Raw genomic sequence first — 21,133 nt, 5'->3', positions numbered from 1 at the left:
CGGCGCTGAAAAGGAAAAGACAATGACCGATGGCCTGACCGGCTTTGCCCGCTACCAGCCCTTCACTGTGGACGTGAACGGCATCACCGTAACCGGCCGCATCTCGGTGGCCGACGACACCGGCAGCGCGGCAGGCGGAGCACCCAAACCCGCCCTGTTGCTGCTGCACGGGCATCCGGAAACCCACCTGATGTGGCACCGGATCGCCGACGCTCTGGCAAAGGACTTTACGGTGGTGGCTCCGGACCTGCGCGGCTACGGCGGCTCCTCCAAACCGGTTGGTGAACCGGACCATTCCACCTACAGCAAGCGGGAAATGGCGAAGGATGCCGCCCTGTTGATGGAGCATTTCGGTGCCGAACGGGGTTTCGGCAGCTTCGCGTTGTGCGCCCATGACCGCGGAGCACGGGTGGGGCACCGGCTGCTGGCGGACTATCCCGGACTGGTGTCCCGGGCGATGTTCCTGGACATTGCGCCCACCCTGGACATGTACGCGGCAACGGACCGGGCCTTCGCCGAGTCCTACTTCCACTGGTTTTTCCTGATCCAGCCGGAACCGCTGCCCGAGGCCCTGATTGAGGCCAACCCGCGGTCCTATGTGGAGAACATCATGGGCACCCGCCATGCCGGCCTGGCGCCGTTTCCCGCGCCCGTGCTGGATGCCTACGCCGCGGCGCTTTCCTCCCCCGGCGCCGCCCACGCCATGTGCGAGGACTACCGGGCCGCAGCCACCATCGATTTAGAACACGACCAGGCAGACCGCGACGCCGGCACCACGCCCGACGTTCCGCTGCGCGTGCTCTGGGGACGGCACGGCGTCGTCGAAACTCAGTTCGATCCCCTGGCGCTCTGGGAAAAAGCGGTTCCCGGCGTCACCGGCCGCGCCGTGGACGCCGGGCACTACCTCCCTGAAGAAGCGCCGGAGGAAATCCTCGCCGAGATCCAGACCTTCTTTGCGTAGCAGCCCCTACTCCGCCGGACTGACCAAGCCCTCCGCGACCATCCAGTCATAGGCGACCTGCTCCGGTTCCTCCCCCTGCACATCCACCTTGAGGTTTAGCGAGCGCATGGTTTCATCGTTGAGTTTCGCCGCGACCTGCTCCAGGACACCTTCCAGCGCCGGATAGTCCTGCAGGGTTTTGGTGTAGATCACCGGAGCCGCGTTGTAGGCGGGAAAGAAGTTGCGGTCATCGTCGAGCACCACCAGGTCCAGGGCATCGATCCGGCCGTCGGTGGCGAAGACCTCCCCCACCGTGCATTCACCCTGGTCGACAGCCCCGTAGATCGCGCCGGTGTCATAGATCCCGATGTTCTGCTCCGGCACGACGCTGCCGCGCTGCAGGTCGTAAAGCTGCAGCATCGGGGTGAACCCGTCCTGCCGGGAATTGAATTCAGCATCCACGCAGAACGTCAGCTCATTCACCGGCAGGCTGGCCAGTTCCGAAATGCTGCTCACCCCCAGTTCCTCGGCCCGCTCACGGCTCATGGCCAGCGCATAAGTGTTGTTCAGCTCCGCCGGCGCTCCCCACGTCAGCCCGTTTGCGGCGTCGGCGTCATACACCGCCTGCCACTGCTCCTGCTGGTCCGGAATTCCCTGCTCGTTGCCCAAATAGGTCAGCCAGGCGGTGCCGGTGTACTCCCACATAATGTCCGCCTGCCCGCTGCGCAGCAGTTCACGGGCCGGCAGGCTGCCGGGAGCATTGCTCAGGTCGGTGACCTCAAACCCAGCCGCTTTGGCCGCGAGGACCGACATCTTGCCCAGGATCAGCTGTTCGGTGAAATTCTTGGACGTCACCGTCACTGACGCCCCCTCGGGCAGCCCCTCAATCGGACGAATGCTTCCTGCCGCGACCGGCGGAACGTAGGAACCGGCCGGCTGCAGTCCGCAGCCGGCCAGGACCAGGACGACGACGGCGAGCGCGGCAGCCAGCGCGGCAGCAGCCCTGGTACGCAGCGATGTCAGCATCAGAGTCCCTTCGGGCGGGCCAGATGCTCCACCAACCGGCCGACCCAATCCACCAGCAGGGCCAGCAGTGCCACCATGACCGCGCCGCTGATCAGCACCCGGGGAAGGTTCAGGTTCACACCGGTGGTGATCAGGACCCCGAGCCCGCCGCCGTTGATGAAGGTGGCCAGGGCCGCCGTTCCAACAAGCAGCACCAGGGCGGTGCGGATCCCGGCCAGCATCAGGGGAACGGCGAGGGGAAGCTCCACCCGGAACAGCACCCGCGAGGCGCTCATGCCCATGCCTCGCCCGGCCTCGACCAGCCGGGGATCCACACTGTCCAACCCCACCATGGTGTTGCGCAGCACCGGCAGCAGCGCGTAAAGGACCAGCGCCACCACCGCCGTCCAAAAGCCGAAGCCCAGCCAGAAGGCCAGCAGCACCACGAGACCGATCGCCGGTGCAGCCTGGCCGACGTTCACCACGGCGAGCACCGGCCCGGTCAGGAAGCGCAGCGGTTTGCGGGTCAGCAGGACGCCGAGCGGAAGAGCCACAACGAGGACTATCACGGCCGAGAACAGGGTCAGCCGCAGATGCTCCGCGATGTACACCCAGAGCGTGGCCGGGGCCAGAGTGGCCAGTTCCGTCTGCGTCAGGTCGGTTGCCGAGAGCCAGAACAACAGCACCGCCACCGCAGCGGCGATCCCGGCCAGCTGCCAGACCAGCCCCCGCCGGGAATCGTCCCGCGCCGGGGAACCGGCTTCGGTGTTGGTGTACCGCCGCTCCTTCGACGCCGCCGAGCTCGGAGCCGGGGCTGCGACCCGCCCGGCCATCTGGCTGCTGCTCATTACCGCCCCGCTTCCGTGGAACCTGCCGGGGCTCCCGGGGGCTGTCCCGGCGATCGGCCGGGCTCCACCGCTGCCGCTGCGGGCCGCCGGGCACGCACGGTCTGCAGGGTCAGCGGGGCATCGATCACGCCGTCGAGCCTTCCCTGCGCATCGGTCACCAGGGCGAGTCCCGGAACGGAAACCAAGATGGCATCCAGCGCGTCGGCAAGGCTGTCGTCCGGGCCCACCAGCGGCAGGTCCGGCGCCGGCTGGACCGGCAGTGACGGAAGCTGTTCCAGTTCGGCGACCGAAAGCCAGGAAACGGGCCGGCCGTCGCCGTCGACGACAGCCGCGTAGTCCTGGCCGGCCGCCAGCGCGCGGGCAAGCAGCTCCCGCGGCCCCTCCTGCGGCGTTCCGGTAACTACCGGCAGCGCCGGCACGTCCCGGACCCGGGCCAGGCCCAGCTGTTTGAGCCCGGCGTCGGAACCGATGAACTGCCGGACAAAGTCGTTGGCCGGGGCAGCGAGGATTTGGGCCGGCGAATCGTACTGGACCAGGTGCCCGCCTTCGGCGAACACGGCGATCTTGTCACCGAGCTTGATGGCTTCATCGAAGTCGTGGGTGACGAAGACAATGGTCTTCCGCAGGTTTGCGTGCAGGCTGAGCATTTCCTCCTGCAGGCGCTCCCGGGTGATCGGGTCCACGGCGCCGAACGGCTCATCCATGAGCAGCACCGGCGGGTCCGCCGCGAGGGCCCGCGCCACGCCCACGCGCTGCTGCTGGCCGCCGGAGAGTTCCTTCGGATACCGGTCCCGGTATCGCTCCGGGTCCAGGGAGACCAGTTCCAGCAGCTCATCAACCCGCCGTCCGGTCCGGGCTTTGTCCCAGCCGAGCATGGAGGGCACGACGGCGATGTTGGCTGCCACGGTCAGGTGCGGAAAGAGGCCCCCCGCCTGGATCACGTAGCCGATGCCGCGGCGCAGTTCGTCGGCATTGACCGCTTCGATGTCGTTCCCGCCGAGCAGGATCCGCCCGGAGGTCGGTTCGATGAGCCGGTTGATCATTTTCAGGGTGGTCGTTTTGCCGCAGCCTGACGGGCCCACCAGCATGACCATGTCGCCGGCCGCTATCTCCATGGAGAGGTCGTTGACCGCCGAGCGGTCCTGTCCGGGAAAGCGCTTGGTCACGTCCTGGAGCACGATGCCTGCCGAGCCGGCGGGCTGAGGCGCAGGAAGGGTGGTTTCAGACACGGATACCTCGCGGGATTGTAAGCCTGCCCAGACCCACCAGCAGGAGATCCAGGATGAGGGCCAGCAGCACCACGCCAACCACTCCGGTCACCACTGATTCCAGGGAGTTGGCGCCGCCCAGCCGGGACAGCCCGGAGAAGATAAAGCCGCCCAGTCCGGGACCCAGCGCGTACGCGGCCACGGCGGCGATCCCCATCACCATCTGCCCGGAAACGCGGATACCGGCCAGGATCACCGGCCACGCCAGCGGAAGCTCGATCCGGGAAAAGATGCGCAGCCGTCCCATCCCCAGACCCCGCGCCGCCTCGACAGTGCTGGCCGGCACCCCCGACAGCCCCACGATGGCGTTGCGGAGGATCGGCAGCAGGGCAAAGAACCCGACGACGACGACGGCGGGCAGCACCCCGAAGCCCAGGGGCGTGATCAGCAGCCCGATGAGGGCGAAGGACGGAATGGTCAGGCCTACGGCGCTGATGCTGTCCGCCGCTGAGCGCAGGAGCGGGCTGCGGTAGGTCAGAGCCGCCGCGAGCACTGCGAGGACGGCGGCCACCACCAGGCACTGGGCCACCAGGCTGAAGTGCTGCCAACTGGAAAAGAGGATGTCGTTGAAGCGCTGGGCCACAAATTCATTCACGCCAAACCCATCTGTCGGGTGGGGAGCTGCGGTCTTTCCAGCGTAGACCGGCCCGGCGCGCATGGGCAGGGGACGGCTAGGGAATGAGCACCAGACGGACCGGGTTGCCTTCCTTGGCGTCGAGCTGCTTGACCGCTTGGACAGCCTCGCTCAGCGGGAGGCGTCCGCTGACCGATTTGGTGAAGTCCAGCCGGCCCAGCCGGGTCAGGTGCACCAGCTGCGGCACGTGGTGCGCCTCGGAACCGTAGTGGCCCAGGATTTGCTTGCGGGCATAGGAGAACCCGGTGCTGTCACTGATGGTGATCGGAGTTCCGCTGAGCCCCACCAGCACCAGCCGGCCGCGCCGTCCCAGGGATTTAACCGCCTGGGCCCGCACGGCGTCGACACCGGCGAAGTCCAGGGCGACGTCCAGCCCGTTGCCGGCGGTGGCTGCCTTCATGGCGTCGGAAAAGTCTGCGGCCAGCGGATCCAGGGCATAGTCTGCGCCGAATTCGAGGGCACGCGCCCGGGCCTCGGGAAGGACGTCGACGGCGATGATGGGCGCGGCGCCGATCAGGCGCAGCAGCTGCACACCGTGGGCGCCCAGTCCGCCGATGCCCCAGACGCCAACCGCTTCACCGGCGCGCACGTCGGCGGTGGAGGTGATGGCTCCCCAGGGGGTGGAGACAGCGTCCGGAATGACCGCGGCCTGGTCAAACGGGATGTCGTCGCCCAGCGGCACCAGGACACCGGCCGGGACGACGACGTACTCGGCCCAGCCGCCGTCGTAATCCACTCCCATGGTCAGGGTGACGCCGTTGTATTCATAGCCCGCCTGAATGACGACGCGATCCCCCGCCGCGACCGACGTGACGCCGGGACCCGGCAGGTCCACGGTGCCCGCAACCTCATGGCCGAGCGTCACCTCGTTGCCCTCGAGGAACTGGGGGTGCAGCAGGCCCTGGATCAGGTGGACGTCGGAGAGGCACACCCCGGCGGCGCCCACCTTGACCCGGACGAAGCCGGGACCCGGATCCGGAATGGGAACCTCCCGGAGCGCAAACTCTTTCGTCTGGACATTAAGGCGTGCTGCAAGCATGGTGCCGGCCGACATGGGAACCTCTTTCACTGAAAATGGGGGCGGCTGGTGTTCACGCCGCCCCCACCATTATCGCTCAACGGCGGGTCAGGCGTTGAGGATCACCTTCAGTGCGTTGGTCTCAGCGGCCTTGGAGAACGTGTCGTAGGCCTGGAGGATGTCGTCCAGCGCATACCGGTGGCTGATGAATTCATCGGCCGGCAGTTTGCCCTCGGCGATCAGCTTCAGCAGCATCGCGAGGGTGTTGGTGTTGACCAGGCCCATGCTGATGTTGATGTTCTCAATCCACAGCCGGTCCAGCTCCAGGCTCACGGGCGTCCCGTGTACCCCCACGTTGGCCACGTTGCCGCCGGGCCGGACAATCTGGGTGCACATCTCGAACGTCTTCGGGATGCCCACGGCTTCCACCGCGACGTCCACGCCCCAGCCGTCGGTCAGCTCCATGATCTGTTCGCGCCAATTTCCGTCCCCGGAGTTCACGCCGTGGGTGGCACCGAACCTTTGGGCCTGCTCCACCCGGTTGGCGTCCAGGTCCACGGCGATGATCTTCGCCGCACCGTACAGTCCCGCGGTCGCGATCACAGCCAGCCCCACGGGGCCAGCACCGATCACTGCGACGACATCGCCCGGCTGGACCTGGCCGTACTGCACACCCATCTCGAAGCCGGTGGGGAAAATATCGCTGAGCAGGACGCCGTGCTCCTGGGAGACGTTTTCGGGCAGCAGGTACAGGGACGTATCAGCGTAGGGAACGCGCACGTATTCGGCCTGGGTGCCGTCGATCAGGTGGCCGAAGATCCAGCCGATGCCGGACTGTCCTTCATCTCCGGTGCAGTGCGAGTAGAGCCCGTCCTTGCAGAAGCTGCAGGAGCCGTCCGCCGAGACACAGGAGAGAATCACCTTGTCCCCGACTTTGAAGGACGTCACGCCCGACCCGGCTTCGGTCACGGTGCCGACGCCCTCGTGTCCGAGGATCCTGCCCGGTGTGACCGCCGGTACATCACCCTTCAGGATGTGGAGGTCGGTGCCGCAGATGGTAGTGGTGTCGATTTTTACGATGACGTCGCGGGGTTCCTGGATTTTCGGATCCGGAACGTCCTTCCAGGACTTTTGGCCCGGCCCTTCATACACAAGTGCTTTCATGATGTCCTCGCCTGTTCGCTTGTTCGGTGCGTTAAGGCTAGGAGCGTGCGGCAGGCAGCGGAAGTGCAGCGGGCTATTCCCCGTCCAGGTACAGCCAGTCTCCGCTGATCCGGACAAAGCGGCTGGTTTCCTCCTGCACGCCGCGGGCGGCTCCGGAGCGGTAGTGGGCACGGAAGTGTACGACGCCGCGGTCATCCAGCGGCCCGCCAGCGGAGGTTTCCACAATGTCCAGGCGCCGCCACTGCAGTTCTGCGTCCAGCTCCAGATCTGCCGGACGGGTCGAGGGGTGCCAGGTATCCAGCAGGTACTGCCGGTCGCCGATGGCAAAGGCCGAATACCGGGAACGCATCAGTGCTTCGGCCGTCGGCGCGGTGCCGGCTCCGGAGTGATACTTGCCGCAGCAACCGCCGTAGGTCTCACCGCTCAGGCAGGGACAGCGGTCATCGGGGGCAGGCATGGCGGAAACACTGGCTGGTGAAGTCATGACTCCAGTATCTCCGGTTAACGGCTGTCGCCGGCTAGCCGGACGACGAAGCGGGCGTTGGCCCGGGAGCCGGCGCATCGTCGTGGCGTGCGATCTCGGTTTCGAGGCTCAGGCGCACGGCGTCCATGGCATCGCTGATCCGTTCCCGGCGGCTGAGCGACACCTCCCCCTGCCGTGTTGCGGTGTCCAGCCGCGCCGTCAGATCGTCCAGGGCCTGCAGAGCCTGCTCGTAGCTGCCGGCCGCTGCGGCTTCGCTCACGTCCGAAACCTGCTGCTGCAGCTCCTCGGCTGCCCCCGGTCCCAGGTTGGAGACTTCGCATCCCGTCAGGGCTGCCACGGCGATCACGGTTCCCGAAGCCACAAGCAGCCAGCCCCGCCGGTGCCTCATGGCGCGACGCTCTCCTGCAGTTCCTCGAGATGCTGTCCGAGCTGCCCGGGAACCTGGGGGTATCCCTGATCCTGCGGGAAGATGCCCATCCGATCGGCGACCAGCATCACTGCCGCTGCCAGCACAGCCATCGCGACCACTGCCAGCAGCGTCCGCCCCGCCAGCGCCAGGCGCGAGGGCCGCGCCGGCACGGTGCCCGGGGAGACCGACGCCGCGGCTGCAGCTCGCTTGCGGCCGGATCCAACCCGGGGCGGGAACCGGGGCGGGGACACGGCCCGGTACACGCCGCCCGTTCGCGCCGAACCCTGCGGCAGCTTGACGCGGGCAGGAGCCGGATCATGGGGAGCGGACAGCTTTTCGGGGTCGGGTTCCGGTTCCGGCATCTGTTCCGGCATCTGCTCACCCGTCCGGCCCGGGATGCGGGGATCCTCTGCGGTGCGAACTCCGCCGGTGGGAACGCCGCCGTCGTCAGCAGTGTCCGTTCCCCCGCCCTGCCCGGTTGAAGGAATGGCCGACGCCGTCTCAGCCGACGACCAGCGGTACTCCAGCAGCGTTGCCGAGACTTCCGCCGCCGTCGGCCGTTGATCGGGGTCCCGTGCCGTCATGGCTTTCAGCAGCGAGCACCAGTAGTTTCCGAGCTCATCCGGAACTTCGGGGTTTCGGCTCAGGCGGGCGATCGCTGCCTCAACGGCGCTGCCGCCGAACTCGATGCGTCCGGTGACGGCTTCCAGCAGCACCAGCCCCAGGGAATAGATGTCGCTGGAGAATCCCACATCCTGTGAGCTGGCCTGTTCCGGACTCAGATAGTTGGCCGTGCCGAGCGTGGCATTGGCCGCGGTGATCCGGGCGCCGTCGAGCATCCGCGCTATGCCGAAGTCGGTGAGCTTGGCCCTCGGCAGGGTTCCGGTGATCACCGGGGGCAGCAGGATGTTGGCCGGCTTGACGTCGCGGTGGATGACCCCGCGGCCGTGGATGTAGGCCAGCGCCCCGGCCAGCTCAGCACCGACGTACGCGGCATCGGCCAGGGACATGCGCTCGACGTCGCGGAGGTGCTTGCGCAGATCGGGTCCGTCGACCAGCTCCATGACCAAAAAGGCACGGGGTTCGCCGGCTTCGCCGTCGTCGCGGCCAGCGTCGTCCTTGCCGGCATCAAAAAGTGTCACCAGGCCCGGGTGGGAAAGGGACGCCAGTAACCGCATTTCGGTTTCCTGGCGGTCAACGTCGTCCGGAGAGACTGCGCTGGCCCGGAAGAGCTTCACGGCGATGTCACGGCCGAGTGCTTCGTCCTGCCCTCGATAGACGGTGGCCATGCCACCGTGGCCTATGGGTTCGATAAGACGGTAACGCCCTGAAATGAGCCGGTTGAGGCCATCTGACGCGAAACTTTCCATGCTGCAACCTCTTCTCGCCCTTCAAGCGTAGCTGAGGGGAATCGCGGCGTAGATGGGGCGTGAGCACTTTTTTTAGCCCCGGTTGAGGGCCTGTCGGAAGTGTTTCCGTTGCGCTAAACTGCCCTGCCGCGATGGGGAGTTGCGGCAGGGCAGTTCGGGTGGTGCGTCCGGGGTTCTCCGGGCAGTCGCGGAGCTTTAGAACGCCTTCACAACGGCGTCAACGAGCTGCTGGATGCCGAGCACGATGAACAGCAGTGCGGTGACTCCCAGAGCGATGTTGGTGTGCAGTTTGTTCGCCCAGGCCTTGGGGACCCGGCGCCCGTTGAGCAGGCCCAGCAGCGTGATGGCCAGGAACGGCATGAACAGCGATCCGAGGACGCCGTAGGCCAGGATCAGACCGATCGGCTTGCCGAGCAGGAACAGCAGCATCGGCGGGAAGGTCAGCCAGAGGATGTAGAACTTGAAGTACTTTCCGCCGATCCGGGTGTCCGGGTGCCCGGATTCCTTGCCGCGCATGTTGCCCCAGAAATCGGCGAACATCAGGGAGACGCCGTTCCAGACACCGATGATGGAAGAGAAGGACGCAGCCCAGAATCCGACCAGGAACCCGGTGCCAACGACGTCGCCGTATTTGGCCTTCAGGACGTCGTAGAGGTCCAGCAGGCCCTCGTCGCCCGAGCTCAGCGAGACTCCGGCGGAACGGACCACCTCGGCGCCGACGATCAGCATGGCGATCACGAAGATGCCGGTCATCACGTAGGCCATCGAGTTGTCGATGCGCATGACCTTCATCCACTTGGGCGTGTACCAGCCCTTTTCCCGCAGCCAGTAGCCGTATGCGGCGAGGGTAATGGTGCCGCCCACGCCGCCGGCCAGCGCGAGGGTGTAGACCACGCCCCCCTCGGGGATGCGCGGGACCAGGCCGGAGAACATTTCGGGCAAGTTGGGCGCGGCGATGATGGCCAGGCCCACCACGGTAATGAACATGATGCCGACCAGCGCGGCCGTGATTTTTTCGAAGGTCGCATACCGGCCGAACCAGACCATGACAAAGCCGGCCAGGCCCATGAGGATGGCGAAGGCCCACAGCGGGATGCCGGGGAACAGCGCCGCCAGCGGCAAGGCGGCGGAGGACATGGCGGTGGCTCCGTAGACGAAGCCCCAGATCATGATGTACGGACCGAAGTACCAGGTGGTCCACTTGCCGAGTGAGCGCCAGCCTTCAAAGATGGTCTTGCCGGTGGCCAGCGTGTAGCGTCCGGCGCCTTCCACCAGGATGATCTTGAGGATCACGCCCAGGATCACTGCCCAGAGCAGGTCGTAACCGTATTTGGAACCGGCGACGAGGGTGGCCACCATGTCGGCAGCGCCCACGCCGGTGGCGGCAACCACCAGTCCGGGACCGACGACCTTCCATTTCGCGGGAGCACCGCCGTCGTCATCCACCCGGTCCGCATGCGCGACCGGTGGTCTGGGAACAGAACTGTTGTCGGCCATGAGCCAGAAATCCTTACCTACGCAGATTTGGGCAGCCGCAAGCCACTGTGCTCGCGGTCACCAGAGTCGATGCATTCTCTCACGGGGAGCATGCGCGTCCGGAATCAGATGTCACCGGGTTCAACCGGGCGCGGCTGCGGCTCCGCCAGCGGATCCAGGACCCGGACGTCCAGGCCCGCATAGCGGGCAGCATCGGCGCTGACCACGGTCAAGTGGTGATGCCGGGCGGTTGCCGCAAGGACGGCCGGGCTGAGGGGACCGTTGTGTTCGCACGCGAGCGCAACGTGATGGTCCACGGGCAGGATGTTGGCTGCGAAGCGAGTGGCCAGTTCCCGGACCCAGCCGTCCTCCGCGGCGCTGTCCGGGTCCCGGGCGGGCGACAGTTCGCACAGGCTCAACGCCGAGATGAACATCCGCTGGTGCCGCCTGCGGGCCAGGAAGTCCGTGATCACCGGGTCCGGGCTGGCGCCGCGGATCCGGGTGAGGATTCCAATGTCCAGGAGCAGCCCCGAGGAAGTGTTCATACCGCGGTTCTTCCGTTCCCCAGCAGGAAATCCACAAAGGAGGCACGGGTGGTCACCAGCAGTTCATAGTCGTGCAGCGACACTGCCTGCAGGGCCGGCTGCGGCTCCGGAGGGTTGGAGTGCTGTGAGCCGTTGAGTAACTGTGAGCCGGTGAGGGGCGCTGGGAAGTTGTCCATGAGAATACGGCGGCGTGCGCCGGTCCTTTCGGCGTGCTCTTGCCCGCACCGGTTGCCCGAAGGCGAGTGCAGGCCACTTCTTCATCCGAACCACCCAACGAGCGTGGGGTTGGTATGCGGCCAAGTCGGAGCTTGGCGGCCGCAGTTCTTGAAGCTGTTTGGAAGTATAACCAGCTTTGCCCGCCGTCGGCGCGTGTTGCCCCGTGTGTCCTCTGCCCCGGCTACGGCGTGGCCGCAGCCCGCATCCGCTCCCCGTCATGCAGCGAGAGCGACGACGCCACAAGGGTCTTCGTGTACTCGTGTGCGGGTGCGGCGTAGATCTGCTCGGTGGGACCGGTCTCCACGATCCGGCCGCGGTGCATGACGGCCACCGTGTCGCACAGGTGCCGCACGACGCCCAGGTCGTGGGAGACAAACACCAGGGTGAGCTGGTATTTGTCCACGAGGTCGGAGAGCAGGTTCAGCACCTGGGCCCGCACCGAGACGTCCAGCGCGCTGACCGGCTCATCGGCCACCAGGATCCGCGGTTCGCAGATCAGCGCGCGGGCAATGGCAATGCGCTGCCGCTGGCCGCCGGAGAACTGGTGCGGGAACCGGTCCGCGGCCTCCTGCGGCAAGCCGACGGCGGCGAGCATCTGCGCCACCGCCCCGGCATGGTGGCGCGCGGGCACGGGCACGCCGGGCAGCAGCAGCGGTTCGGCGATGATGTCGCCCACCCGCATCCGCGGGTTCAGGGACCCCATCGGATCCTGGAACACGATCTGCAGCTCGCGGCGCAGGTCCCGCAGCTGTCCCTCCCGGGAGCCGGCCACCTCGTTGCCGGCGACCGTCACGCTGCCCGACGACGGCAGGTCCAGCCCGGCAAGGATGCGCAGCAGGGTGGACTTGCCCGAGCCGGACTCCCCCACCACACCGAACCGCTGCCCGGCGGCTACATCGAAGGAAACGTCCCGCAGCGCGTGCACCTCGGCGGGCGGCCGGAAGAGCGAGCTGCGCTGGCGGCGGTAGATGCGGGTCAGGTCCCGGACCCGGATCAGCGGGCTGGCCGGCGCCTCGTCCGGCGTCGGGATGCGTTCGACGGCGGCCGGCGCGGGTTCCGCGGCTCGTGCCGGTTCGGCGGCCGGCAACTGGTCGGCAGCGGGCGCCTGGTCGGCGGAGGGCGCCGGCGGCGTGGCCCGGGCAGCCGGCGGCGTGGCCCGGGCGGCCGCCGGCGTATAGCCGGCTGCGGTGGCCACTGTGAACAGCCGGCCGTTGCCGTCCGTCGCGGTCAGGTCCGAGGCGGCCAGCAGCCCCCGGGTATAGGGATGCTGCGGCCGGGAAAACACCTCGTCTGTGGCGCCCTGTTCCACCAGGGTCCCGCTGCGCATCACCAGGATGCGGTCGCAGATGCTCGCGGCCACGGCCAGGTCATGGGTGATGAACAGCAGTCCGCTTCCCCGGCGCGCGACGCCGTCGGATATCAGCTCCAGCATCTGGCGCTGCACGCTCACGTCCAGGGCGGTGGTGGGCTCGTCGCAAATCAGCAGGTCGGGATCGTTGGCCAGTGCCATGGCCAGCAGAACCCGTTGCCGCTGCCCGCCGGAGAGCTGGTGCGGATAGGCCCGCGCGGCCTCGGCCGGATCCGGCAGCTGCACGGAGCCCAGCAGGTCCACACTGCGCTGCGCCGCGGCCGCCCGTCCGGGCACGGTCCGGTGCCGGGTGAGCACCTCGGCGACCTGCTGCCCAACCTTCATCAGCGGGTTCAGGGCGGTCAGGGGTTCCTGGAACACCATGCCCAGCCGGTTGCCGCGCAGCCGGCTCAGCTGCCGGTCGGAGGCGCCGATCAGGTCGTGATCGACACCGTCCAGCCGCACGGAGCCGGTGGCGGAGACACCCTCGGGCAGCAGCCCCATGAGGGCCGCAGCGGTCAGGGACTTGCCGGATCCGGATTCGCCGATCAGGCCCACCCGCTCGCCGCGGGCCAGGGTCAGCGCAAAGTCCTGCACCAGCACCTTCTCCCGGGCCGCGACGGTCAGTCCGGCCACATCCAGCAGCGGCCGCACCATCAGCGTTCTCCGTTCAGTTTGGGATCGAACCGGTCCCGCAGCCCGTCGCCGAGCAGGTTGAAGCCGAGCACCGCCACCGCGATGGCCGCGCCGGGCCAGAGCGCCAAGGACGGATAGGTGCCCAGGAACTGCTGCGATTCCTGCAGCATCCGGCCCCAGGAGGGCACCGGCGGCGGAGTGCCCAGGCCCAGGAAGGACAGCGCGGCCTCGGCCAGGACCGCCAGCCCGAAGGTGACCGAGCACTGCACCACCACCATCCCGGCGATGTTGGGCAGCACATGCCGGCGGGCGATGCGCAGCGCCGGCTGGCTGGCGGCCCGGGCGGCCAGCACGTACTCGGTGCTCATGACCTGCAGGGTTCCGGACCGGGCGACACGGGCGAAGCCCGGGATGGAGCCGATCCCGATGGCGACCATCGCCGTCGTCGTGCCCGCGCCGAAGACGGCGCCGAACATGATCGCCAGCAGCAGCGCCGGGAACGCCAGCAGGATGTCCGCGCCGCGCATGGTGACTTCCTCGACCGCGCCGCGGCGCATGCCCGCGAGGATGCCCAGCGGGGTGCCGATGAGCGCGGCGATGCCGACCGCCACCAGCCCGACAAACAGGGTGATCCGGGCGCCGTACAGGATGCCGGAGAAGACATCGCGCCCGTAGCGGTCGGTGCCCATCAGATGTTCGGCGCTGGACCCCTGCAGCCGGTCCGCGGGGAACGCCTGCACCGGGTCGTACGGGGTCCAGAGAAAGGACAGCAGGGCGGCCAGCACCACCACGGCAACCAGGACGGCGCCGGAGAGCAGGGTGGGCGAGATTTTCCGGACGGTCATATGCGCTTCCTGAGCCGGGGATCCACGATGGTGTAGAGCACGTCGACCAGCAGGTTGATGATCAGGGTCAGGGCCACCAGCACCATCACAACCGACTGCACGGTGAGCAGGTCCCGGTTGCCCACCGCGTCCAGCAGCATGGAGCCCAGGCCGGGGATGACGAAGACGCGTTCAATGACGACGGCGCCGATGATCAGCGCCGCCAGCTGCACGCTGGCCACGGTCAGCACCGGCACCGCGGCGTTGCGCAGCCCGTGCCGAACCAGGGCTTCGAGCTTGCCCAGGCCCTTGGCGCGGGCGGTGCGCAGATAGTCCTCGTTCAGCACTTCCAGCACGGCGGAGCGGACGTAGCGGGTCAGGACCGCACCCTGCACCGAGGCCAGGGCGAGCACCGGCAGGGTGACCCGGTGCAGGAAATCGGCGAAGTCCACGCCGGGCGGGGTCCAGCCGTTGGCCGGGAACCAGCCCAGCCCGACGGCGAACACCACCACCAGCATGATCGCGGCCAGGAAGCCCGGCACCGCAACACCCAGCTGGCTCAGGCCGCTGAGCAGCACGCCGCTGGGTTTGCGGTGCCGCAGTGCGGCCAGCGTGCCGAACGGCACGGCAATCAGCAGGGCCGCCGCCATGGCCAGGCCGACCAGGATCAGCGAGACCTGCAACCGGTCCAGGACCAGCGGGCTGATGTCGGTCCGGGTGATGTATGAGGTGCCGAAATCCCCGCGGAGCAGGCCGGACACCCAGTCAAAGTACTGCACCGGGAGCGGGCGATCGGTGCCGAATTCGCGGCGGGTCTGCTCCAGCAGCTCCGGGGTGGCGTTGACGCCGAGCGCAATCTGCGCCGGGTCCCCGGGGATGGCGCGCATGAAGAAGAACACGGCAACGGTGGCTGCCAGGAAGGTCAGCACAAACCGTGCCGCGTTGATCAGCAGGCGGATTCCCACGTTGGGCTACTGCCAGCCCACGGCGCCCAGATCCAGCGCCTCCGTGACCGAGTTTGCGGGAAGGCCGGTGACGCCGGCCTTGGCCACCACAATATTGGGGAACAGGAACAAGACGTTGGCGGCGGCGTCGTCGTTGATCGTGCGCACCACCTCCTGCATGCCGGAGACGTATCCTGCCTCGTCGGCGGCGTCCGCGGCTGCGGCGGTGTCCTTGATCCGGGCATTGTCGTAGCCGAGGTAGTAGTCCGGGTTGTTGAACATGGTCAGCACATCGCGGCTCTCCACGGCCAGGACCACCGACATGTCGTAGTCGTGCCGGGTGAAGACCCGGTCCAGCCAGACGGCCGGGAACTCAGCGGATTCGATGGTGGCGTTGATGCCCACCTCGGCCAACTGGGAGACCACGATCTCGGACACGGCGGTGGCGTAGGGCCGGGTGGGAACGGTGAACGTGATGTCCAGGTTCTCGGCGCCGGCCTCGGCCAGAAGCGCGCGGGCCTTCTCCGGATCGTAGGGGTAGGTGTTGTTGAGGTCCTCGTAATAGGGGTCGGTGGGCGGCACCGGCGCGCCCACCAATGTGCCGTAGCCGCTCCACGCGGTGTCCAACACGGCCTGCCGGTCCACGGCGTGCAGCACTGCCTGCCGGACGCGGATGTCGTTGAAGGGCGCGCGGGCGTTGTTCATGGACAGGACGATTTCGCCGTTGGAGGTGCCCTCCAGGACCTGGAACCCGTCGTCGCCGTCGAAGGTCGGCAGCAGCTCGGGGGCCTGCATGTTGTAGACCACGTCCACGTCCCCGGAGCGCAGCGCGTTGGTGGTGGCGACGGCGTCGGCGAAGTAGCGCAGCGTCGCGGTGTCCACCTTGGGCGCGGTCCCCCAGTAGTCCGGGCGCGCCGCGAAGTCGATGGACTCCCCGCGGTTCCAGGCCTCGATGGTGAAGGGTCCGGTGCCGACGGCGGTGGAGGCCAGGTCCGCGACGCCGCTTGCGTCGAACATGGCGCCCACGGGGGTGCCGAGATCGAACAGCCAGGCGTTGGAGGGGCGCGAGAGCTGCACCTGCACCTCGGTGTCGCTGAGCACGGTGACGGACTCCACGACGTCCATCTTGGTTTTCAGGGAGGAGAGCCAGTCCGACTTCACGCGCTCCAAGCTGAACTTCACGTCCTCGGCGGTGAACGCCGCACCGTTGTTGAACGTCACGTCCGGCTGCAGGGTGAAGGTGTAGGTGGTGCGGTCCTCGCTGATGTCCCAGGAGGATGCCAGCAGGGGCTGGACCGTTCCGTCCTGGTCGATTTCCACCAGCCCCTCGTACACATTGGCCATCAGCGCCTGCGGAATGGCCGCGCCGGCGGTGGTGGTGAAGTCAAGGTTCGCCGGTTCCCCGGTCAGCGCGACGACGACGCCGGTGGTGCCGCTGTTTTCTCCGCTGCCGCTGCCGCCGGCATCGGGGGCCGAGGACCCGCCGGACCCGGCAGAACAGGCGCTGAGCGTCAGCGCGGCCGCCAGCAGCAGGGCAGCCGCCGGCGAGCGGGCAGGAATACGGCGCATCGGGGTTCTCCATCAGTGGGGCCGGGCCGAGCCCGGAGGGCGCCGGGCAGAGGCCGGCGCCAAATGTTGTCTTACATAGTATGGACGCGCGTGGGAACAGAGCGGAAATTTCGCTCGGCCGCCCCGCCAATGTCGGTGATTGCAGAACCGGCACATCGGGGATAGGTTCAGGCCATCGCGGCGCTTGGCCGGGGGGACTGAAAGGACACGACGACGTGCGTAAAAAATTCATCGGGGCCGGACTGGCAGCAGCGCTGCTGCTCACCGGATGCGGCGATTCTTCCGCCGGCTCCAGTAACGAAGGCGGTTCCGAAGGGGCCACGCTGGTGGTTTACACCAACTCCGACTCGGACGGAAAGGGTGACTGGCTCAAGGAGCAGGCCACGGCAGCGGGCTTCAACCTGGAGATCGTCGGGCTCGGCGGCGGAGACCTGACCAACCGCATCATCGCCGAGGGCGGCAACCCGGTGGCCGACGTCGTCTTCGGGCTGAACAACATGTACTTCGAACAGATCAAGGCCGAAGACCTGCTGGAGCCCTACACGCCCGAGTGGTCCGGTGACGTTGATGAGGGCCTGGGCGACGGCGAAACCTTCTGGCCGATCGTGCAGCAGGGCATCGTGCTGGCCTACAACACCGCGGCCGTTCCGGAAGCCGACGCACCCGAAGACTGGACCGACCTGTGGACCGACGAGCAGTACAAGGGACGCTACGAATCCGTCAGCACCCTGGCCGGGGCCACGCAGCAGATCATCATGGCCAGCATCCTGACCCGCTATCCGGATGAGTCCGGTGACCTGGGCATTTCCGACGAGGGCTGGGAGCAGGTCCGCGGCTACTTCGAAAACGGCTCCAAGGCCGTGGAAGGCGAAGACCTCTTTGCCCGCATGGCCGCGGGCACCGTGGACATGGGGCAGATGACCATCAGCGGCCTTCCTGCCCGCGAAGCGCAGTACGGCATCGACGCCGGCGTCATGGCCCCGGAGGTCGGGGTCCCGTACGCCGTGGAGCAGGTGGGCATCATCAAGGGCACGGATACGCAGACCGAGGCGGAGCGGTTCATCGACTGGTTCGGCAGCGGCGAAACGCAGGGTGCCTTTGCCGCCGAGTTCGCCAGCCTTCCGGCCAACCAAAAGGCGCTGGAAATGACCGATCCCGAAGTGCTCGAGGCCTATGAGGCGATTCCCCCGCAGGAGATGGACTGGTTGTTCGTTCGGGACAATATCTCCGCGTGGGTGGAAAAAATCGAACTCGAATACATGCCCTGACAGGAAAAATGATGATCCGGTACGACAACATTGAGGTTTCGTTCGACGATTTCGTCGCCATTCCCCAGCTCGACCTGGAGATTCAGGAGGGTGAGTTTTTCACCCTCCTGGGCCCTTCGGGCTGCGGAAAGACCACGGCGCTGCGCACGCTCGCCGGGTTTATCAGTCCCAGCCGCGGAGACGTGTTTGTGGACGGAAAGCGCGTCACCCACCTTTCCAGCGACAAGCGCAGCATCGGCATGGTGTTCCAGAACTATGCACTGTTCCCCAGCATGAATGTCTGGGAAAACATCGCTTTTGGCCTGAAGGTGCGCAAGGACTCCAAGACCGACACCGCCCGGCTCGTCACCGAGATCGCCGGTCAGATGGAACTGAGCGACGAACAGCTGCAAAAGAACGTCTCGGAGCTTTCCGGCGGCCAGCAACAGCGCGTCGCCATTGCCCGCGCCCTGGTGCTCAAACCGAAAATCCTGCTGCTGGATGAACCGCTCTCCAACCTGGACGCCAAGCTGCGCGTCCAGCTGCGCAGCCAGCTCAAGGACCTGCAGAGCCAGTTCGGCATCACCACGGTCTACGTCACCCACGACCAGGACGAAGCCCTCACCATGTCCGACCGGATCGCAGTGTTCAACAAGGGCGTGGTCGAGCATGTCGGGCCGCCACAGGAAATTTACGAGCGTTCCGCCACGGAATTTGTCTGCAACTTCATCGGAGACATCAACATCCTGGATGCCGAGCTGGTGCACCGCCTGAACGAACGCTCCCCTGCGGCCCTGGATCCGGCAAAAAGCTCCTACCTCCGGGTGGAAAAGGTGTCCCTGGATCCCGTGACCGCCAGCCCCGGGGCGGTGAAGCTCAACGGCGTGGTGTCTGCCCGCAGCTATCACGGCATGCATTCGCGCTACACGGTGACCACGGGCCAGAACCGGATCAAGGCCCTCGTCACCGAGAACGGGCTGACCCGGATGGATGTGGGCGACAGCGCCGATCTGTTCATCGATCCCGCGAACGTTCTGCAGTACTAGGCTCCGAGCAGATGAAAACATCCGTCAAGAGCATGCTGCGCTCCCCGCTGGTGGTGGTGACCTCCCTCGTGCTGGTGTGGTTCATCAGCACCTTCCTGATCCTGCCCAACATCAACCTCCTGACTGAGACGTTCTTTCCCAAGGGCGAGTTCTCCGGACGGGCGGTCGAGAAACTGCTGAGCTCGGACCGGGCAATGAAGTCCCTGACCAACAGCTTCATCCTCGCCGTGGTCCTGTCCGTTTCCGTCAATGCCGTGGGTATTTTCATTGTCCTGGTCACCCAGTACTTCGACATCAAGGGTGCCCGGATCCTGTGGCTCGGGTACGCCACCACGCTGATCTATGGCGGGATTGTCCTGGTCGCCGGGTACAAATTCATCTACGGCCAGAACGGCTTTGTCACTAACCTGCTCCTGGGGTGGTTCCCGGGACTGGATCCGGGCTGGTTCAGCGGGTTCTTCGCAGTGGTGTTCGTCATGACGTTCTCCACGACCTCCAACCACATGCTGTTCCTCTCGTCGGCCCTGAGCAAAGTGGACTACCAGACCATCGAGGCGGCCCGGAATATGGGGGCCTCCACGCTGCGGATCCTCTGGCGGATCGTGCTGCCCATGATGCGGCCCATGCTGTTCGCGATCACCATCCTGGTGTTCCTGGGCGGGCTTAGCGCCCTGACCGCACCGCAGGTGCTGGGCGGGGAGAACTTCCAGACCATCAGCCCGATGATCCTGACCTTCTCGGGCAGCTCGACTTCCCGAGACATCGCAGCGCTACTGGCCCTGATCCTGGGCCTGGCCACAGTGGTGATGCTCGCCATCATGAGCCGGGTGGAACGGGGCGGCACGTATTTCTCCGTCTCCAAGGTCTCCGCCGGGATGCAAAAGCAAAAGATCGAAAACCCGGTGGCCAACGTCCTGGTTCACATTGCCGCCTACGCACTGTTCCTGGTGTACTCGCTGCCGATCCTGCTGATCGTCCTCTTCTCCTTCACCGACACCGCCAGCATCTCCTCGGCCACGCTCGCCTGGGATCGTTTCACGCTGGACAACTACCTCACCGTGTTCACCGACGAGTCCGCCTTCCGGCCGTTCGCCGTCAGCGTGGCCTACAGCGCGGTGGCGGCGGTCGTCGTCGTCGGCGGTCTGCTGTTTGTGGCCCGGATGGTGCAGAAGTACCGGAATCCGATCACGACGGCCGCGGAGTACCTGCTGCACATTCCCTGGATCCTGCCCTCGACGCTCATTGCGCTGGGCCTGATCATGACCTTCGACCGGCCGTCGGCGTTCCTTGGCGGTCAGGTGCTGACCGGGACCGCGTGGGTGCTGCTGGCCGCCTACATCATCATCAAGATTCCATTCACGCTGCGCATGCTCAAGGCTGCGTTCTATTCGGTCAGCGATTCCCTTGAGGACGCAGCGTCGATCCTCGGGGCGAAGTCGCTCTACACCTTCCGGCGGGTGCTGCTGCCCATTGTGCTTCCGGCGGCGGCGGCCATCACCGCGCTGAACTTCAACAGCCTCCTGGATGACTACGACACGGCCGTGTTTCTCTACCATCCCCTGTACGAACCACTGGGCATCGTCATCAAGAACAGCACCCAGGGCGAGAACATCAGCGACGCCATGGCCCTGACCTTCGTCTACACCGTCCTGCTGATGATCATCATGGGGGCGACCATGTATCTGGTCTACGGGCGGTCGGTGAAGAGCAAGAAGCGCCGCCGGGCCGTGGTCCTGCCGGAGGTTCCGGAGCAGCCGGCAGCTCAGGCGCCCCGCGAGGCGGCGGCGCCCGATGACGACGCCAGGCTCACCCGACTGTAGGGCGCAGCCCGCGGCACCGTTAACGCAGAAGCAGGACGGGAATCACTTCCCGTCCTGCTTCTTATTCAAGCCGATTCCCGGAGGAACCTAAAAATAGATTTAGAGGGCCTGGATGTTTACGGCCTGGGGACCCTTGGGGCCCTGCTCGGTGTCGAAGCTAACCTTCTGGTTCTCTTCAAGCGAGCGGTAGCCACTCGAGTTGATAGCGGAGTAGTGAGCGAAAACGTCGGCGCTTCCGTCATCGGGCTCGATGAAGCCGAAGCCCTTTTCGGAGTTGAACCATTTCACGGTACCTGTTGCCATTTTTAATCATCCTTCTAAA

21 protein-coding genes and 1 riboswitch are annotated in these 21,133 nt (G+C 66.6%); of the genes, 4 read left to right on the top strand and 17 right to left on the bottom strand.

Annotated elements, in window-relative coordinates; translation table 11 throughout:
• Positions 1 to 22 precede the first annotated feature (22 nt).
• Positions 23 to 961: an alpha/beta fold hydrolase gene (locus tag QNO08_RS03830; protein WP_229964591.1), complete on the top strand. Its 939-nt coding sequence runs from the start codon at positions 23 to 25 to the stop codon at positions 959 to 961.
• A 6-nt stretch (positions 962 to 967) separates the two neighbouring features.
• Here QNO08_RS03830 and QNO08_RS03825 read toward each other — a convergent pair whose 3' ends face one another.
• The 16 genes from QNO08_RS03825 to QNO08_RS03750 all read right to left on the bottom strand — a co-directional run bounded on the left by QNO08_RS03825 (position 968) and on the right by QNO08_RS03750 (position 16,698).
• The gene (locus QNO08_RS03825) at positions 968 to 1,966 is read right to left on the bottom strand and encodes a glycine betaine ABC transporter substrate-binding protein (RefSeq protein ID WP_229964590.1); all 999 of its coding nucleotides are present in this window, start codon (positions 1,964 to 1,966) and stop codon (positions 968 to 970) included.
• Positions 1,966 to 2,793 (bottom strand): ABC transporter permease, encoded by an 828-nt coding sequence (locus QNO08_RS03820; RefSeq protein ID WP_229964589.1) that lies wholly within the window; start codon positions 2,791 to 2,793, stop codon positions 1,966 to 1,968. Before QNO08_RS03820 ends, QNO08_RS03825 begins: the two co-directional genes overlap by 1 nt.
• Positions 2,793 to 4,022, bottom strand: coding sequence for an ABC transporter ATP-binding protein (locus QNO08_RS03815; RefSeq protein WP_229964588.1), 1,230 nt, complete (start codon positions 4,020 to 4,022; stop codon positions 2,793 to 2,795). Before QNO08_RS03815 ends, QNO08_RS03820 begins: the two co-directional genes overlap by 1 nt.
• The gene (locus QNO08_RS03810) at positions 4,015 to 4,656 is read right to left on the bottom strand and encodes an ABC transporter permease (protein WP_229964587.1); all 642 of its coding nucleotides are present in this window, start codon (positions 4,654 to 4,656) and stop codon (positions 4,015 to 4,017) included. The genes QNO08_RS03815 and QNO08_RS03810 overlap by 8 nt, the downstream gene beginning before the upstream one ends.
• 76 nt (positions 4,657 to 4,732) lie before the next feature.
• Positions 4,733 to 5,749, bottom strand: coding sequence for a zinc-binding dehydrogenase (locus tag QNO08_RS03805; RefSeq protein ID WP_229964586.1), 1,017 nt, complete (start codon positions 5,747 to 5,749; stop codon positions 4,733 to 4,735).
• A gap of 72 nt (positions 5,750 to 5,821) precedes the next feature.
• On the bottom strand, positions 5,822 to 6,877 hold the full coding sequence (locus QNO08_RS03800) for a zinc-dependent alcohol dehydrogenase family protein (RefSeq protein ID WP_229964585.1): 1,056 nt from the start codon (positions 6,875 to 6,877) through the stop codon (positions 5,822 to 5,824).
• Positions 6,878 to 6,950: 73 nt separating this feature from the next.
• Positions 6,951 to 7,361 (bottom strand): YchJ family protein, encoded by a 411-nt coding sequence (locus tag QNO08_RS03795; RefSeq protein WP_229964584.1) that lies wholly within the window; start codon positions 7,359 to 7,361, stop codon positions 6,951 to 6,953.
• A 34-nt stretch (positions 7,362 to 7,395) separates the two neighbouring features.
• Positions 7,396 to 7,749: a hypothetical protein gene (locus tag QNO08_RS03790; protein ID WP_229964583.1), complete on the bottom strand. Its 354-nt coding sequence runs from the start codon at positions 7,747 to 7,749 to the stop codon at positions 7,396 to 7,398.
• Positions 7,746 to 9,140: a serine/threonine-protein kinase gene (locus tag QNO08_RS03785; protein WP_269439118.1), complete on the bottom strand. Its 1,395-nt coding sequence runs from the start codon at positions 9,138 to 9,140 to the stop codon at positions 7,746 to 7,748. The genes QNO08_RS03790 and QNO08_RS03785 overlap by 4 nt, the downstream gene beginning before the upstream one ends.
• Positions 9,141 to 9,335: 195 nt before the next feature.
• Positions 9,336 to 10,637, bottom strand: a complete 1,302-nt coding sequence (locus tag QNO08_RS03780; protein WP_229964581.1) for an Nramp family divalent metal transporter — start codon at positions 10,635 to 10,637, stop codon at positions 9,336 to 9,338.
• 104 nt (positions 10,638 to 10,741) lie between these two features.
• Positions 10,742 to 11,161, bottom strand: a complete 420-nt coding sequence (locus QNO08_RS03775; RefSeq protein WP_229964580.1) for a PIN domain-containing protein — start codon at positions 11,159 to 11,161, stop codon at positions 10,742 to 10,744.
• Positions 11,158 to 11,337 carry a hypothetical protein gene (locus tag QNO08_RS03770; RefSeq protein WP_229964579.1) on the bottom strand — a complete coding sequence of 60 codons (180 nt, stop codon included), beginning with the start codon at positions 11,335 to 11,337 and terminating at the stop codon, positions 11,158 to 11,160. The genes QNO08_RS03775 and QNO08_RS03770 overlap by 4 nt, the downstream gene beginning before the upstream one ends.
• A gap of 30 nt (positions 11,338 to 11,367) precedes the next feature.
• Positions 11,368 to 11,491, bottom strand: a riboswitch (SAM riboswitch).
• 67 nt (positions 11,492 to 11,558) lie between these two features.
• Positions 11,559 to 13,382 carry a dipeptide ABC transporter ATP-binding protein gene (locus QNO08_RS03765; protein ID WP_229964578.1) on the bottom strand — a complete coding sequence of 608 codons (1,824 nt, stop codon included), beginning with the start codon at positions 13,380 to 13,382 and terminating at the stop codon, positions 11,559 to 11,561.
• Positions 13,382 to 14,206, bottom strand: coding sequence for an ABC transporter permease (locus QNO08_RS03760; RefSeq protein WP_229964577.1), 825 nt, complete (start codon positions 14,204 to 14,206; stop codon positions 13,382 to 13,384). Before QNO08_RS03760 ends, QNO08_RS03765 begins: the two co-directional genes overlap by 1 nt.
• Positions 14,203 to 15,150, bottom strand: coding sequence for an ABC transporter permease (locus QNO08_RS03755; protein ID WP_229964576.1), 948 nt, complete (start codon positions 15,148 to 15,150; stop codon positions 14,203 to 14,205). The genes QNO08_RS03760 and QNO08_RS03755 overlap by 4 nt, the downstream gene beginning before the upstream one ends.
• A gap of 6 nt (positions 15,151 to 15,156) precedes the next feature.
• Positions 15,157 to 16,698, bottom strand: a complete 1,542-nt coding sequence (locus tag QNO08_RS03750; protein ID WP_229964575.1) for an ABC transporter substrate-binding protein — start codon at positions 16,696 to 16,698, stop codon at positions 15,157 to 15,159.
• Positions 16,699 to 16,913: 215 nt separating this feature from the next.
• Here QNO08_RS03750 and QNO08_RS03745 point away from each other — a divergent pair, with 215 nt between their 5' ends.
• From QNO08_RS03745 to QNO08_RS03735, 3 genes are read left to right on the top strand one after another with little or no spacing between them, the layout of a single operon-like run.
• On the top strand, positions 16,914 to 17,966 hold the full coding sequence (locus tag QNO08_RS03745) for an extracellular solute-binding protein (RefSeq protein WP_229964574.1): 1,053 nt from the start codon (positions 16,914 to 16,916) through the stop codon (positions 17,964 to 17,966).
• Between the two features lie 11 nt (positions 17,967 to 17,977).
• The gene (locus tag QNO08_RS03740) at positions 17,978 to 18,991 is read left to right on the top strand and encodes an ABC transporter ATP-binding protein (protein ID WP_229964573.1); all 1,014 of its coding nucleotides are present in this window, start codon (positions 17,978 to 17,980) and stop codon (positions 18,989 to 18,991) included.
• Positions 18,992 to 19,002: 11 nt separating this feature from the next.
• The gene (locus QNO08_RS03735) at positions 19,003 to 20,811 is read left to right on the top strand and encodes an ABC transporter permease (RefSeq protein ID WP_229964572.1); all 1,809 of its coding nucleotides are present in this window, start codon (positions 19,003 to 19,005) and stop codon (positions 20,809 to 20,811) included.
• A 99-nt stretch (positions 20,812 to 20,910) separates the two neighbouring features.
• Here the strand turns inward: QNO08_RS03735 and QNO08_RS03730 are convergent, their stop codons facing one another.
• A complete protein-coding gene (locus tag QNO08_RS03730; protein ID WP_104055094.1) occupies positions 20,911 to 21,114 on the bottom strand; it encodes a cold-shock protein in 204 nt (67 codons plus the stop codon).
• Positions 21,115 to 21,133: the final 19 nt, after the last annotated feature.

Origin of the sequence: Arthrobacter sp. zg-Y820, assembly GCF_030142155.1 — a bacterium.
GTDB lineage: Bacteria > Actinomycetota > Actinomycetes > Actinomycetales > Micrococcaceae > Arthrobacter_B.
Note: the sequence above shows the minus strand (reverse complement) of the source record. Positions and strands in the feature narration are given on the sequence as shown.

Excerpts from the sequence above, each read along its gene's own strand:
- QNO08_RS03780 (WP_229964581.1), bottom strand. The coding sequence starts at position 10,637 with ATGGCCGACAACAGTTCTGTTCCCAGACCACCGGTCGCGCATGCGGAC.
- QNO08_RS03775 (WP_229964580.1), bottom strand. The coding sequence starts at position 11,161 with ATGAACACTTCCTCGGGGCTGCTCCTGGACATTGGAATCCTCACCCGG.
- QNO08_RS03785 (WP_269439118.1), bottom strand. The coding sequence starts at position 9,140 with ATGGAAAGTTTCGCGTCAGATGGCCTCAACCGGCTCATTTCAGGGCGT.
- QNO08_RS03760 (WP_229964577.1), bottom strand. The coding sequence starts at position 14,206 with ATGACCGTCCGGAAAATCTCGCCCACCCTGCTCTCCGGCGCCGTCCTG.
- QNO08_RS03735 (WP_229964572.1), top strand. The coding sequence starts at position 19,003 with ATGAAAACATCCGTCAAGAGCATGCTGCGCTCCCCGCTGGTGGTGGTG.
- QNO08_RS03750 (WP_229964575.1), bottom strand. The coding sequence starts at position 16,698 with ATGCGCCGTATTCCTGCCCGCTCGCCGGCGGCTGCCCTGCTGCTGGCG.
- QNO08_RS03790 (WP_229964583.1), bottom strand. The coding sequence starts at position 7,749 with ATGAGGCACCGGCGGGGCTGGCTGCTTGTGGCTTCGGGAACCGTGATC.
- QNO08_RS03795 (WP_229964584.1), bottom strand. The coding sequence starts at position 7,361 with ATGACTTCACCAGCCAGTGTTTCCGCCATGCCTGCCCCCGATGACCGC.
- QNO08_RS03820 (WP_229964589.1), bottom strand. The coding sequence starts at position 2,793 with ATGAGCAGCAGCCAGATGGCCGGGCGGGTCGCAGCCCCGGCTCCGAGC.
- QNO08_RS03770 (WP_229964579.1), bottom strand. The coding sequence starts at position 11,337 with ATGGACAACTTCCCAGCGCCCCTCACCGGCTCACAGTTACTCAACGGC.
- QNO08_RS03730 (WP_104055094.1), bottom strand. The coding sequence starts at position 21,114 with ATGGCAACAGGTACCGTGAAATGGTTCAACTCCGAAAAGGGCTTCGGC.
- QNO08_RS03830 (WP_229964591.1), top strand. The coding sequence starts at position 23 with ATGACCGATGGCCTGACCGGCTTTGCCCGCTACCAGCCCTTCACTGTG.
- QNO08_RS03765 (WP_229964578.1), bottom strand. The coding sequence starts at position 13,382 with ATGGTGCGGCCGCTGCTGGATGTGGCCGGACTGACCGTCGCGGCCCGG.
- QNO08_RS03740 (WP_229964573.1), top strand. The coding sequence starts at position 17,978 with ATGATCCGGTACGACAACATTGAGGTTTCGTTCGACGATTTCGTCGCC.
- QNO08_RS03800 (WP_229964585.1), bottom strand. The coding sequence starts at position 6,877 with ATGAAAGCACTTGTGTATGAAGGGCCGGGCCAAAAGTCCTGGAAGGAC.
- QNO08_RS03805 (WP_229964586.1), bottom strand. The coding sequence starts at position 5,749 with ATGTCGGCCGGCACCATGCTTGCAGCACGCCTTAATGTCCAGACGAAA.
- QNO08_RS03825 (WP_229964590.1), bottom strand. The coding sequence starts at position 1,966 with ATGCTGACATCGCTGCGTACCAGGGCTGCTGCCGCGCTGGCTGCCGCG.